This window comes from Lacibacter cauensis (assembly GCF_007830055.1).
In the GTDB taxonomy this organism is placed as follows: Bacteria; Bacteroidota; Bacteroidia; order Chitinophagales; family Chitinophagaceae; genus Lacibacter; species Lacibacter cauensis.
On record NZ_VLLE01000003.1, the window covers coordinates 1,033,293 to 1,046,387 of the forward strand.

Consider the following 13,095-nt stretch of genomic DNA (forward strand, 5'->3'; position numbering starts at 1 on the left):
TCAATCCACTTTTTTGTATTGTGCAAAGAATAATTTCTTTAACCGCATCAGGCATTTATACTTCTGGTTCTTTGCATTGTCGGCATTGGTATAACCAAACTCGGCAGCAATATCCAGCATTTGCTTTTTCTGGATATAGTAAGATTCCAGCAGGCTTTTGCAGGGCTCGCCCAAATGGGAGAGTGCCTTTTCCATTACCCCGAAAGCCTCATTCTTGCGTTCATGCTCTTCCAGTTCCTCTTCCACCGGTACCACCTCTTCCATGCTTTCTACTGGGGTTCCAAATCGTTGGAGCTGTTGCAACCGCTTCAGCCAAAGTCGCCGGCAAACCGAATAAACATAGGTTTTAATCTGACAGTTCAGCTCAAGTGATCCATCTCTTGCCTTCTCGTAAAGAACAATCATCGCTTCCTGAAAAACATCTCTTGCATCGTCGGTAGAGCCATTATTGTTCACTATAAACGCCTGTACCATGCTGTAATTCAGCTTGTAAAGGGTTTCCACCGCCTTCCTGTCGTTACGGGCTAAGCCTTCCAGTAATTCCGATTCGTTGATGTCAGGTTTCACTATATCTCAGTTTTAATACCCAAAAGGGCAAATTGTAACCCAAAGAACGGCTAAAAAAAAAATTTAAAAAAGTCGGGTTACCTTTTTTCGGTGCCGGTATTAATCCTCGATAATTATCTTAAACTTTTAAAAAATCAAAAAGAATGAAAAAGGTTTTATTAGCGTTCGCTATCCTCGGTTTTGTAGCTTGTAACAATGAAGGTGAAAAAGCTGCTACTACAGACACTACTGCTGTAGCTCCTGCTGCTGACACTACTGCTGCTCCTGCTGCTGATACTACAGCTGCTCCTGCTGCAGATACAACTAAAGCTGACACAACTAAGAAGTAATTTCAGCGTTCGGCTCACCGTGAAGAGTGAACAGTCCCAGCTTGCCGGGGAGTGATGAGACCGAAATAAAAATTTTCATATGGCAAGCAATCGTTAACGGCCGTTCCATTCCTGGAATGGCTTTTTTCGTTTCAGGGAATGATTTCCCCTGAAACAGCGTTTGTTAGCTATACAATGAATAACGTTTGCACAGATTTTTTCTTCGGCTAACGCTTGTTTTATTGAAAAGCCTGTCTACATTTGAACTCGATGACAACAAACAAAGGATACCGTTTCTTTTATTTTAGCTTCTTCTACTTTAGAACGAGGCCGGGACTCCTTTTGTTGAAAGCGAACTAAACGAACAAACGAAATCAACATAAAGAATCCCGGCCAAAAGGTCGGGATTCTTCATTTTACCCCCATCCCCTGAAGGGGAGTAAAACAAAAAACTAAAATGAGTTTAGAGATGACAAGCAAAAAAACAGAGAGTGTAACAAGCGAGGTAAGTGCGGATGCAAGTTCCCCCTTGAGGGGGCGGAGGGGGCCAAAAGTTACAATTCAAGGTTACGAAGGCAGTTTTCACCAGGAAGCGGCAAGACAATTCTTTGGAAAGGATGTGGAAGTGATTCCCTGTGCCACATTCAGGGAAGTGGTGAAGATCGGTGCCAACAAAAAAGAAAGCGATGGAGCCGTAATGGCCATTGAGAATTCCATTGCCGGCAGCATTTTGCCCAATTATAATTTATTGCAAAAAAGTAACCTCACCATTGTTGGTGAAGTGTACCTGCACATCAAACAAAACCTCATCGTCAACCAGGGGGTGAAACTCGAAGACATTAAAGAAGTGCACTCCCACACAATGGCTCTGCAGCAGTGCTACGACTATTTAGATAAATACAAATGGAAGTTGGTTGAAACAGAAGATACGGCGTTGAGCGCAAAACATATTTACCAGCATAAGAGCAAGCATGTTGCTGCCATTGCCAGCAAACTTGCTGCCGAATTATATGGACTGAACGTGATTGCCCCCGGTATTCAAACCATGAAAAACAATTACACACGTTTCTTGATTTTACAACGTGAGCAAAACGGTTCGATTGAACAAGCCAATAAAGCATCGGTGAATTTTGTAACCGATCATTCGAAAGGAAGCCTGGCAAGAGTGCTTGGACAAATTGCTGATGGTGGCATTAATTTAAGTAAGCTGCAAAGCTTTCCTATTCCCGGTAGCGATTTTAAATACAGCTTCCATGCCGATATGGAATTTGAAACCATTGAGCAGTTTCATAAAGTGATCGAAGCAATTAAACCTTCAACTGTTGAGTTGAAGATCTATGGTGTTTACAAAAACGGAAAGACAGTTTAATATGATACAGACAGCAAAACGATTGGAGAGCATTGGTGAATATTATTTCTCTCAAAAGCTGAGAGAGATAGAGGAGTTGAATAAGCAAGGCAAGCAGATCATTAATCTTGGTATTGGAAGTCCTGATTTACCCCCGCATCCTGATGTAATTAAAGTATTGCAGGAAGAAAGTGTAAAGCCAAATGTACATGGTTACCAATCGTACAAAGGATCGATTGTGTTGCGCAAGGCCATGAGTGATTGGTACAAACGCTGGTACAACGTGGAGCTGAATGCCGATACCGAAATTCTTCCGTTGATTGGAAGTAAGGAAGGTATCATGCATATCTGTATGACGTATTTGAACGAAGGCGATGAAGTACTGGTGCCCAACCCCGGTTACCCAACATACAGAAGCGCTGTGAAATTGGCAGGTGGCATTTGCGTGGATTATGATCTAACCGAGGCAAATAATTACGCTCCTGATTTTGCAGCATTGGAAGCAAGCGATCTTTCAAAAGTGAAGTTGCTATTTGTGAACTATCCGCAAATGCCAACAGGACAGGCAGCTGATAAAAAACTGTTTGAACAACTCGTTGCATTTGGAAAGAAAACAGGTATCCTCATCATTCATGATAATCCGTATAGTTTTATTTTGAATGACAATCCGATGAGTTTGTTGAGCGTTGATGGTGCCAAAGATTGTGTACTGGAATTAAACTCACTGAGCAAATCGAGCAATATGGCCGGCTGGAGAGTGGGCATGTTAAGCGGTGCAAAAGAACGTATTGATGAAGTGCTGCGTTTTAAAAGCAATATGGACAGTGGTATGTTTTTGCCTTTACAATTAGCTGCAGCAAAAGCATTGAATTTGGGTAAAGATTGGTACGATAGCGTCAATGCAATTTACCGTGAACGCAGAGAGAAAGTATTTGAATTACTCGATCTGTTGAACTGTAACTATTCAAAGGAACAAGTGGGCATGTTTGTGTGGGCAAAGATTCCTGCGAACTATAAAACAGGTTACGAAGTGAGTGATGAAGTGTTGTACGGTAGTAATGTATTTATTACACCGGGCGGTATTTTTGGTAATGCGGGTGATGGATATATCCGCATCAGCTTGTGTGCACCGGTTGAACGGTTTGAAGAAGCAATCAGCAGAATTAAAAAATGATAATTGAATAATTGATCATGGAACGTAAACGTATTGCAATCATTGGAGTGGGTTTAATTGGTGGTTCACTCGCCATTCGTCTGCATGAGAAAAAAATCTCATCACGATTGATTGGTGTGGATGCCAGCAAAGAAAACGAAGCAAAGGCACTGGAGCTGGAACTGGTAGATGAAATTTTGCCATTGGATGAAGCGATTGCACAAAGCGATGTAATTGTGTTGGCTTTCCCGGTTGATAAAATGGTGAGCCTGTTGCCATCGATCCTTGATAAAATTGAAAATCAAATTGTAATTGATCTTGGTTCAACCAAATCGCAATTGACAGAAGCAGTTGGCAATCATCCAAAACGTGGACGATATGTTGCAACGCACCCGATGTGGGGTACGGAATATAGCGGTCCGGCTGCAGCAGTACGGAACGCTTATGAAAATAAAGCAGTAATCATTTGTGATGAAGGTGACAGCGACCTGGATGCGTTGGAATGGACCAAAGCGATGTATAAGAAAATTGGCATGCACCTGTTGAACATGGAAGCGAAAGCACATGATCTGCATGCGGCGTATGTGAGTCATATTTCACACATCACTTCCTTTGCATTAGCAAATACGGTATTGCAAAAAGAGAAAGAAGACAATGCCATTTTTGAAATGGCGAGTGCAGGTTTTGAAAGCACGGTGCGTTTGGCAAAGAGTAATCCTGCTATGTGGGTGCCCATCTTTATCCAGAACAAAGAAAATGTGCTGGATGTATTGAACGAGCACATTGAACAGCTGAAAAAATTCAGAGATAAAATTGAAGAGAGTAACGAACAGGAGTTGAGAGGGTTGATTGAACATGCAAACAATATCAAACGCATTATTAAATGATCTTTCGTGAAGCGACCATACAGGATATTCATCAAATGCAGATTGTACGCAATGCTGTAAAGGAAAACACATTGAGTGATCCTGCATTGGTAAGCGATTCTGATGTGGAAGCATATATTACGAAACGTGGAAAAGGATGGGTGTGCACCATCGGTGATGCAGTTGTTGGATTTGCGATTGCTGATTTAGTGGATCACAATATCTGGGCTTTGTTTGTGAATCCTGATGTGGAGGCAAGAGGCATCGGTAAACAATTACACGACCTGATGATGAACTGGTACTTTGAACAGACAAATGAAGCGGTTTGGTTGAGTACAAGTCCGGGAACAAGAGCAGAAACATTTTATCGCAAGCAGGGATGGATTGAAACGGGTTTGCATGGAAAAGGAGAGATCAAATTTGAAATGACGGAAGAAAGATTTAGAGAGATGAATGATGAGTGAGCAAGAGTGTTCATCCCCTCCTTGGAGGGGTGGCAGAAAGTAAAACATGAAGAGTGATTGAAAGGGGTGGGTTTGTATAATAGAATTAAGAACGCTGAAGTGAGCGAATCATTCACTGGATGATTCGAAGACAACAGCAGCCAAATAGCAGAACAAGTGTTCGCAACATAAAACTTAACTTTACAACCAATAACAATGCAAACATTAGAAGCAAACATGAAAGAAAAAGTGCAGGCAGCATGGAATAAACGTCCGCTGGTGATCAGTGGTCCTTGCAGTGCCGAAACAGAAGAGCAACTGGTTGCCACAGCGCAACAGTTAGCCGCAACAGGTAAAGTAGATATTCTGCGTGCAGGTATCTGGAAACCTCGTACCAAACCCGGTATGTTCGAAGGGATTGGCGCAAAAGGTTTACCCTGGTTACAAAAAGCAAAACAGTTAACAGGCTTACCAACCGCAGCAGAAGTAGCAACTGCTAAACAAGTAGAAGATGCGTTGACGTTTGATGTTGATGTATTATGGATCGGTGCACGTACAACGGTGAACCCTTTTAGCGTACAGGAAGTAGCTGATGCGTTACGTGGTGTGGATGTGCCTGTGTTGATCAAAAACCCGATCAATCCTGATTTGGAGTTGTGGAGTGGTGCAGTAGAGCGTGTTGCACGTGCAGGTATTAAACAAATTGGTTTGATCCATCGTGGTTTTTCCTCGTATGGTAATACCGAATACCGCAATGCACCGATGTGGCATTTAGCGATTGAAATGAAACGTCGCAATCCTGAGATGATGATCATTAATGATCCTTCGCATATTTGCGGACGCAGAGATATTTTGCAGGAAACTGCACAACGTGCAATTGATCTCGACTTTGATGGTGTGATGATCGAAAGTCATATTGATCCAGACAATGCATGGAGCGATGCGAAACAACAGGTTACTCCTGAGCGTTTGGGTGAAATGATCGGTAACATCATCTGGCGTAAAGAAGATGTGGCATCGGAAGAATATCATGCTGCATTGGAAAAATTGCGTCAGCAGATCAATCATTTGGACGACGAGTTGATGCAGATCATTGGTCAGCGTATGAAAATTGCTGAAAGCATTGGTCAGTACAAAAAAGATAACAATATCACCATCTTGCAAACAAACCGCTGGAACGAAATTCTGGAGCGTGCTTACAGAGAAGGCGAACGTAAAGGTTTGAGCAAAGAGTTTATCACCAAGTATTTTGATGCGGTGCACATGGAAAGCATTAACCATCAGAAGAAGGTGTTGGATTCGTAAGTGGTGAATGATGAGTTGTGAGTGGGCTGCAGTAATGCTATGTTGCTGCAGTTGCGTCGCACACTTGTACGTTTTATTCAATCCTGAGCGAAGTCGAAGGACAGTTCATCTTTTTTCTTTGTGCCTTAGTGCCTTTGTGGCAATCATATTATGGTAAAACAGACCTACCAATTTTCTACCGCATCGGTTGATTATTATTTCAACGGCAGTATGGAGCAACTGTCTGCAATTGCAGATAGCCACAGCACTGTGCTCATTACCGATGAAAATGTTTTTGCTGCACACCCTGCAAAATTCAATGGCTGGAAAACCATTGTAATGAAAGCAGGTGAGGCGCATAAAATACAAGCAACAGTTGATGATGTTATTCGGCAGTTGATCGAATTGGGTGCCGATCGTAAATCAACACTTGTGGGTGTTGGTGGTGGTGTGGTAACCGATATGGTTGGCTACATTGCTGCGGTGTACATGCGTGGTATTGCCTGCGGCTTTATTCCTACAACTATTCTTGCCATGGTTGATGCAAGCATTGGTGGTAAGAATGGAATTGATGTAGGAGTTTACAAGAACATGGTGGGTACTATCCGTCAGCCTTCGTTTTTATTGTATGATGTTTCGTTGCTGGAATCGTTGCCCTTAAAAGAATGGGAAAACGGTTTTGCAGAAGTCATTAAGCATGCTGCTATTAAAGATGCAGCGATGTTTGATGAGCTGGAGCAACATTCAATCGTATACTACCAGAGCAACAAAGAAGCATTGCAGCAGTTAATTGAACGTAACTGTTTAATTAAAACCAAAGTGGTGCAGGAAGATGAGTTTGAAAAAGCTGATCGCAAGTTGTTGAATCTTGGACATACGCTTGGACATGCAATTGAGAATAAATATTTGCTGATGCATGGTCATGCAGTAACAATCGGAATGATTGCAGCAGCAAAAATTTCGGAAACGATCAACAATTTTTCTTCTGCCGAAACGCAACGCCTCACCAGGCTTATTGAACAATACGGACTCACTTCTTCTTTTTTGTTTGATAAGGCAGAAGCTTTTGAAACATTGAAGAAAGACAAAAAGAAAGCACAGGATGTAATGCAATATGTTGTGCTCAATAAAATAGGCGAAGCCAAAGTGATGAATATTCCTTTGGTGCAGCTGAAAGAATTAATTGAAAATTTATAAGTAAAGACGGCGCATCATTTTTAAAGTGATTCGCTGCACTTGAATCATGAAGGTTACAATACATCCATCAACTATTACGGGAACCATTCAGTCGAACGCATCAAAAAGTTCGATGCAGCGTGCATGCGCTGCTGCATTGGTGGCGAAAGGAAAAAGTATCATTAAAAATCCAGGTCATAGTAACGATGATAAAGCAGCGATGGATATTACCCAACGCCTGGGTGGTACTGTTGCCAACAATGGGAATGAACTCATTATTGAAAGCAATGGTGTGCAACCCGTAAGCAGCGAGATCAATTGCGGCGAAAGTGGATTAAGCATCCGCATGTTTACACCACTGGTGGCATTGAGCAATCATGCACTAACGGTGAACGGCAGCGGCAGTTTGGTGACAAGGCCAATGGATTTCTTTGATGAGATATTGCCACAGCTGGGTGTGCAGGTGAAAAGTAATGAAGGTAAGTTGCCGTTGAATATCCAAGGGCCGATCGTTCCGGAAAATATTACCATTGATGGTTCACTCAGCTCACAGTTCTTAACGGGCTTGTTGCTGGCGTATGCAGCCAGCAATGCAAGTGATGTTTCGATCACTGTGACCAATCTTAAAAGCAAACCATACATCGATCTTACGCTCGATGTAATGAAACAGTTTGGTTTGAAAGTGCCGGAGAATAAAAATTACGAATCGTTTTATTTTGCTCCGTCCACTCACGACTCACTCCCGATAGCTATCGGGATCACGACTCACCACTACACCGTAGAAGGCGATTGGAGTGGTGCTGCTTTCTTACTTGTTGCAGGTGCAATTGCCGGAAACATTGTCGTGAAAGGATTGGATGTGTTTTCTCCACAGGCCGACAAAGCCGTGTTACAGGCGTTGATGGATTGCGGTTGCATTATTTCTATTCAGCCCGAACAGATTGAAATTGGTCCGGCACCATTAAAGCCTTTCCATTTTAATGCAACCGAATGTCCCGATCTGTTTCCGCCGTTGGTTGCTTTGGCATCTTACTGCAAAGGCAAATCGGTGATTGAAGGCACCACACGTTTAACACATAAAGAAAGTAACCGTGCATTAACACTGCAGGAAGAATTTGCAAAGCTGGGTGTAACAATTGAGTTGCAGGATGATCTCATGATCGTTCATGGCGGCGGCAGATTAAAAGGTGCTACTGTGCATTCCCGTCACGATCATCGTATTGCAATGGCTTGTGCAGTTGCTGGTTTAAAAGCTGCAGGTGATGTAATAATTGAAGAAGCAGAAGCAATCAATAAATCGTATCCTGATTTTTATGAGCATCTTAAGTTATTAAAAGCTTCCGTATCTTACTGATTCAATAAATCAGTAGCAGTTGAAGTTAGTTCGGTTTTTATTTAAAGGGTTTAATATACCTATTGTTGTAAGCACAACAGTTTTATTATTTCCTTTTTTTGTCTGGACTTTGTTAGTTGCTGTTGGTTCTAAAAACAGCCCAGTATTAAGCAGTTCTGAGATTTTCTTAAGAAAAGTATTTGACTTGTTTCTTTCTGGGTTACTTTATTTTTTTTGGCAGTTTGAAGTAGGTGGTTTTTTCGAAATGTTTATGAATTTCTGGCTACCTATATTTATTTGTTCTTTTGTGAGTGCCCTTATCTTAGATAGAATTGTTTATTTAATAATACTTTTAATTAAGAAAGTTCGACCATAATTTTTATGAACTCATTTGGTAAATTATTTCGTGTATCCATCTTTGGCGAATCGCATGGCGAAAGTGTAGGTATTGTGGTTGATGGTTGTCCGGCAGGATTGGCTTTAACAGCCGATGATCTCTTGCCCGATCTCGAACGAAGAAAAGGCGGCAAACAAAAAGGAACAACGCCCCGCCAGGAAGCGGATTATCCGTTTTTCAAAAGCGGAACCTTTAATGATAAAACTACCGGTTTCCCGATTGCGATTTTCTTTGAAAATAATAATACCCGTAGCGAAGATTATGCAAAGCAACGCAGCATTCCACGCCCGGGTCATGCCGATTGGGTAGCGCATCAAAAGTTTGGTGGTCATGAAGATTACCGTGGTGGCGGGCATTTCAGTGCACGACTTACAACAGGTTTAGTGGCAGCAGGCGCCATTGCAAAAAAGCTGATGCCTGGTATTACAATTCATGCTGAGGTAACAGAAATAGGTGGTGAAAAAGATTTAGAAAAAGGATTGCAGAATGCTATTGATGCAAAAGATTCTGTTGGTGGTTTGGTTGAATGCAGAGTGACAGGTTTACCTGTTGGTTTGGGTGAACCTTATTTTGATTCTGTAGAATCAGTATTGGCGCAGATGATGTTTGCTATACCTGCGGTACGTGGTGTGGAATTCGGAACAGGTTTCGCTGCGGCAAAAATGTTCGGCAGCGAACACAACGATGCGATTGAAGATATGAGTGGTAAAACAAGAACCAACCATGCAGGTGGCGTAGTAGGCGGCATCAGCAATGGAAATGAACTGCTGTTTCGTTTGGCCATCAAACCAACTTCTTCTACGCCTAAAGAACAAAACAGTTTGAACTGGGATACAGCGCAGACAGAAAATTTTTCTATTAAAGGTCGTCACGATCTTTGTGTTGCGTTGCGTGCCCCTGTAATTGTTGAAGCTGCAACAGCGATTGTATTAGCCGATCTCATGTTGCAGGAGCAACGGATCAAACGAATCGTCTCTTAACTTTATATCATGTTTCAAAAAATATCGATTGCTTTTTTTGCCTTGCTTCTTACCGGCTCCGCTTTTGCACAAACCGATGCAAAAATTGAAGTGGTGAAACATAATCATGTAGCCCTGCATGTAAAAGATATTGCAGCGAGTACAAAATTTTATAGAGACGTTATGGGTTTAGAACCTGTTGCTGTGCCTGATTCTTTAAAAGCTATCCGTTCGTGGTTCAAGTTGGGAGCAGATCAACAGATTCATTTACTGGCCGGAAGAGATTTTGAAGTAAAGAACGATCGCAATGGCAGTCACTTTGCGTTGTTTGTTACATCCATTGCTGCTGTTGAAAAATATTTAACGCAACACAAGATGAGCTTTCACAAGCAGGTTCGTTTTGATGGTGCAGTACAGATTTATGTTGCCGATCCTGATGGTTACCTTATTGAACTGAACGAAGTAAAACGTTAACGATGCCTATTATTTATCATGTTACTACAGCTGCCGAATGGAATGCGGCAAAGCAAGTTGGTGCTTACGAATCTCCCTCTTTAAAAGCCGAAGGTTTTATCCATTGTTCACAAGAAAACCAGGTGGCAGGTGTGCTTGAACGTTATTTTGCAGGCAAAACTAATCTTGTAAAACTGGTGATCGATACCGATAAGTTGACGAGTCGTTTTGTATTCGAATGGAGTCCATCAACAGAAGATACTTTTCCGCATGTGTACGGAATGATCAATATAGATGCGGTGGTAGATGTGGTTGAACTTAATTAGCAAGCTTTTTCAGTTTCTTGAAGTCAAGATCCAGCACTTCATAGTTCCTGTCGTTGGGCCAGTAGTAATGCCACCATTCTGTTTCCAATGCAGAAAAACCATGTTTCAGCATTATGTCTTTTAACAATTTCCTGTTTTGTAATACAGTTGTGTTTAATTGTGTAAACGAATGATGTGCTGTATCACTAAAATTATCAAAGTCTGTTCCCATATTTAATTCAATACCTGTTTTCAAATCAATGATGGTTAAATCAACTGCCAGCCCACGGTTGTGCCCGCTTCCCTTTGAAGGATTTGCAACATAGCGTTCGTCTTTGATCAACTCCCAGAATTTTACGGTAACAGAATAAGGACGGTAGGCATCAAAAATTTTCAGACCATATCCTTTTTGTTTCAATTCTTCCTGCACCTGTTGCAAGGCGTTGGCAGCAGGCAAGCGCAAAAAGGTATATGTGGTTGTTACCGGGTACAGCGGTAGTTTTACGAAATTGTTTACAGTAGCATAACGTAAATCGTAAACTAAACCCGGCATTTTTGTTTTTAATTCAACCATTTGTTTATGGTTGTCTTTTTTTAACGTATGCTTGTAACTTTTTTCCGATGCAATGTAGCGAACACCATACGAACTTGTTACAGTTGTCTGTGCTTCAGCTTTCGTTGTGCTGCTTAAAAAAAAGCAGATCAGTCCGATTGCTATGTGCAACCGTTTTGTTATTTTAATTATCTGAAAAACAACCATTGCTTAACCGATTGGTAATGGAAGAATAAATGTAATAAATACATGAGAAAAGCATTCGATCCCTGGTTTTATTGTTTAGGCATCTGTCTACTCGTTTTCTGTTATTCCTGTACGGAGGGGAAGCCGGGAGAGATAAAAGATATTGTTGAGGAGCCGGCACAAATGAACCAGCGGGTTGAAACAAATATCAACGAATATCTTTCTGCAATCGGGGATAAAGGTGAGCTTGACGATACGACGACGTTTGTCTTAATTGCTGATGTTAAAAAGTATTATTCCGAAACAGATTATAAAGCTTTATGGTGCAGCAATGAAGCTTTTTTACCGGCAGCCGATTCGTTGATGTTGTTTATTAAAGAATCGAAGCGGTATGGTTTATTTCCCAATCAATACCACAATGGGGTAATGCAAACTTTGGCTGATCGTTTTGCTGCCGATACTGCTTCAACAGGCGATCGGAGAGATGCTGGCTTATGGTCGAAAGCGGATGTGTTGTTAACAGATGCTTTTTTTGCTATAGCTAAGCACTTATACATCGGACGTTTAAAGCCTGATAGTTTGTCGGCCAGAACCGATTCGTTAATAACAGATGGTTTTTATACATCGCTTATTCAACAGGTAAAAGAAGGCAAACAGCTTTCGGGCATATTGCAGGCTCTAGAACCAAAGCATAAAGGTTATGTGGATTTGAAAAATGGTCTTCAATCGTTTCTTGATAGTGCCGATTTCCAGCATAAGTTTACTTATGTTTCTTATCCTTACAAAGATTCATTAGAGTTTGTACAATCACTTACCAAACGTTTACAGGAAGAGGGTATGCTGAGCTGGCAGATAAAAGAAGTTGACAGTATTCAGTTAAAAGATGCATTGATCAAACTGCAGAAAAATAAAAAGCTTACTGTAGATGGCAGGTTTGGTGCGCAGGTAGTACGCTATCTGAACAATACCGATGAGGAAAAATTCAAACGCATTGCCATTAACCTCGACCGTTATAAATTGTTACCTGCAGAAATGCCCGAACGTTACATTTGGGTAAACCTGCCTGCTTATCAATTACAGTTGTGGGATCAGGACACACTTCGTCTTGAAAGCAGAGTGGTGGTAGGTAAACCAATCACCCGTACACCTTTGCTTACAAGCCGCATTAGCGATATGGTTGTTTATCCGCAATGGACGATTCCCAACAGCATCATCATGAAAGAAATTGTGCCGGCTTTGCGTAAGAATCCCGGTTACCTTGCAAAGAAAGGTTACTCGTTGATGACCTGGGAGGGTGAGGAGGTTGATCCGTATACAATTGATTGGACGAAGTACAAAAAAGGAATACCGTTTCGTATTGTGCAGGGTAGTGGCGATGATAATGCTTTAGGAATTATGAAGTTTAATTTTCCGAATAAGTATTCGGTTTACCTGCACGACACCAATCAACGCTATTTATTTAAAAACGATAAGCGGGCATTAAGTCATGGTTGTGTGCGTGTACAGGAGTGGGAGAAGCTCACTTATTATATTTCCGGTTTAGACAGTATGAATTACGAGTTCGATGCGTCAAGAGTTGAGAGCGATTCGATTCGTGTGTGGCTCGACAGAAAAGAAAAACATGTGGTAAAAGTAAAAAGTAAACTGCCGGTTTATTTCCGTTATTTTACCGTAGCAGTTAAACATGGCAGACTTGTTTTTTTTGAAGACATCTATAACGAAGACAAAATAGCTCGTGAAGCTTATTTCTCAACAAAATAACGA

The 13,095-nt window shown here is 41.4% G+C and carries 15 protein-coding genes; 13 read left to right on the top strand and 2 right to left on the bottom strand.

The window, feature by feature from the left end; translation table 11 throughout:
* Nucleotides 1-567, bottom strand: a complete 567-nt coding sequence (locus tag IQ13_RS09725) for an RNA polymerase sigma factor (protein WP_144886146.1) — start codon at nucleotides 565-567, stop codon at nucleotides 1-3.
* A gap of 143 nt (nucleotides 568-710) precedes the next feature.
* On the opposite strand from IQ13_RS09725, the gene IQ13_RS09730 reads away from it, so the two are divergent.
* The 12 genes from IQ13_RS09730 to IQ13_RS09785 all read left to right on the top strand — a co-directional run bounded on the left by IQ13_RS09730 (nucleotide 711) and on the right by IQ13_RS09785 (nucleotide 10,613).
* A complete protein-coding gene (locus tag IQ13_RS09730) occupies nucleotides 711-896 on the top strand; it encodes an entericidin (protein ID WP_144886147.1) in 186 nt (61 codons plus the stop codon).
* A 448-nt stretch (nucleotides 897-1,344) separates the two neighbouring features.
* A complete protein-coding gene (locus IQ13_RS09735) occupies nucleotides 1,345-2,244 on the top strand; it encodes a prephenate dehydratase (RefSeq protein ID WP_144886148.1) in 900 nt (299 codons plus the stop codon).
* A 1-nt stretch (nucleotide 2,245) separates the two neighbouring features.
* Entirely contained in the window at nucleotides 2,246-3,397 is a 1,152-nt protein-coding gene (locus IQ13_RS09740) for a pyridoxal phosphate-dependent aminotransferase (RefSeq protein ID WP_242009520.1), read from the top strand.
* Between the two features lie 17 nt (nucleotides 3,398-3,414).
* Nucleotides 3,415-4,263, top strand: coding sequence for a prephenate dehydrogenase (locus tag IQ13_RS09745; protein ID WP_144886149.1), 849 nt, complete (start codon nucleotides 3,415-3,417; stop codon nucleotides 4,261-4,263).
* Nucleotides 4,260-4,706: a GNAT family N-acetyltransferase gene (locus IQ13_RS09750; RefSeq protein ID WP_144886150.1), complete on the top strand. Its 447-nt coding sequence runs from the start codon at nucleotides 4,260-4,262 to the stop codon at nucleotides 4,704-4,706. Before IQ13_RS09745 ends, IQ13_RS09750 begins: the two co-directional genes overlap by 4 nt.
* A gap of 195 nt (nucleotides 4,707-4,901) precedes the next feature.
* A complete protein-coding gene (locus IQ13_RS09755) occupies nucleotides 4,902-5,990 on the top strand; it encodes a chorismate mutase (protein WP_242009521.1) in 1,089 nt (362 codons plus the stop codon).
* A 150-nt stretch (nucleotides 5,991-6,140) separates the two neighbouring features.
* Nucleotides 6,141-7,166 carry a 3-dehydroquinate synthase gene (aroB, locus tag IQ13_RS09760; protein WP_144886151.1) on the top strand — a complete coding sequence of 342 codons (1,026 nt, stop codon included), beginning with the start codon at nucleotides 6,141-6,143 and terminating at the stop codon, nucleotides 7,164-7,166.
* A gap of 46 nt (nucleotides 7,167-7,212) precedes the next feature.
* Entirely contained in the window at nucleotides 7,213-8,499 is a 1,287-nt protein-coding gene (gene aroA / locus IQ13_RS09765; RefSeq protein ID WP_144886152.1) for a 3-phosphoshikimate 1-carboxyvinyltransferase, read from the top strand.
* A gap of 19 nt (nucleotides 8,500-8,518) precedes the next feature.
* On the top strand, nucleotides 8,519-8,854 hold the full coding sequence (locus tag IQ13_RS09770) for a hypothetical protein (protein ID WP_144886153.1): 336 nt from the start codon (nucleotides 8,519-8,521) through the stop codon (nucleotides 8,852-8,854).
* A gap of 5 nt (nucleotides 8,855-8,859) precedes the next feature.
* Nucleotides 8,860-9,855, top strand: coding sequence for a chorismate synthase (locus IQ13_RS09775; protein WP_144886154.1), 996 nt, complete (start codon nucleotides 8,860-8,862; stop codon nucleotides 9,853-9,855).
* Nucleotides 9,856-9,864: 9 nt separating this feature from the next.
* Nucleotides 9,865-10,308, top strand: coding sequence for a VOC family protein (locus IQ13_RS09780; protein WP_144886155.1), 444 nt, complete (start codon nucleotides 9,865-9,867; stop codon nucleotides 10,306-10,308).
* A 2-nt stretch (nucleotides 10,309-10,310) separates the two neighbouring features.
* A complete protein-coding gene (locus IQ13_RS09785) occupies nucleotides 10,311-10,613 on the top strand; it encodes a DUF952 domain-containing protein (protein ID WP_144886156.1) in 303 nt (100 codons plus the stop codon).
* Here the strand turns inward: IQ13_RS09785 and IQ13_RS09790 are convergent.
* A complete protein-coding gene (locus IQ13_RS09790; protein WP_242009522.1) occupies nucleotides 10,606-11,316 on the bottom strand; it encodes a M15 family metallopeptidase in 711 nt (236 codons plus the stop codon). The two genes, IQ13_RS09785 and IQ13_RS09790, sit on opposite strands and share 8 nt — an antisense overlap.
* A gap of 78 nt (nucleotides 11,317-11,394) precedes the next feature.
* Here IQ13_RS09790 and IQ13_RS09795 point away from each other — a divergent pair, with 78 nt between their 5' ends.
* Nucleotides 11,395-13,092, top strand: a complete 1,698-nt coding sequence (locus IQ13_RS09795) for a L,D-transpeptidase family protein (RefSeq protein WP_144886158.1) — start codon at nucleotides 11,395-11,397, stop codon at nucleotides 13,090-13,092.
* Nucleotides 13,093-13,095: the final 3 nt, after the last annotated feature.

Coding starts and splice junctions, on each gene's coding strand:
- IQ13_RS09730 (WP_144886147.1), top strand. CDS start 711: ATGAAAAAGGTTTTATTAGCGTTCGCTATCCTCGGTTTTGTAGCTTGT.
- IQ13_RS09735 (WP_144886148.1), top strand. CDS start 1,345: ATGACAAGCAAAAAAACAGAGAGTGTAACAAGCGAGGTAAGTGCGGAT.
- IQ13_RS09740 (WP_242009520.1), top strand. CDS start 2,246: ATGATACAGACAGCAAAACGATTGGAGAGCATTGGTGAATATTATTTC.
- IQ13_RS09745 (WP_144886149.1), top strand. CDS start 3,415: ATGGAACGTAAACGTATTGCAATCATTGGAGTGGGTTTAATTGGTGGT.
- IQ13_RS09750 (WP_144886150.1), top strand. CDS start 4,260: ATGATCTTTCGTGAAGCGACCATACAGGATATTCATCAAATGCAGATT.
- IQ13_RS09755 (WP_242009521.1), top strand. CDS start 4,902: ATGCAAACATTAGAAGCAAACATGAAAGAAAAAGTGCAGGCAGCATGG.
- aroB (WP_144886151.1), top strand. CDS start 6,141: ATGGTAAAACAGACCTACCAATTTTCTACCGCATCGGTTGATTATTAT.
- aroA (WP_144886152.1), top strand. CDS start 7,213: ATGAAGGTTACAATACATCCATCAACTATTACGGGAACCATTCAGTCG.
- IQ13_RS09775 (WP_144886154.1), top strand. CDS start 8,860: ATGAACTCATTTGGTAAATTATTTCGTGTATCCATCTTTGGCGAATCG.
- IQ13_RS09780 (WP_144886155.1), top strand. CDS start 9,865: ATGTTTCAAAAAATATCGATTGCTTTTTTTGCCTTGCTTCTTACCGGC.
- IQ13_RS09785 (WP_144886156.1), top strand. CDS start 10,311: ATGCCTATTATTTATCATGTTACTACAGCTGCCGAATGGAATGCGGCA.
- IQ13_RS09795 (WP_144886158.1), top strand. CDS start 11,395: ATGAGAAAAGCATTCGATCCCTGGTTTTATTGTTTAGGCATCTGTCTA.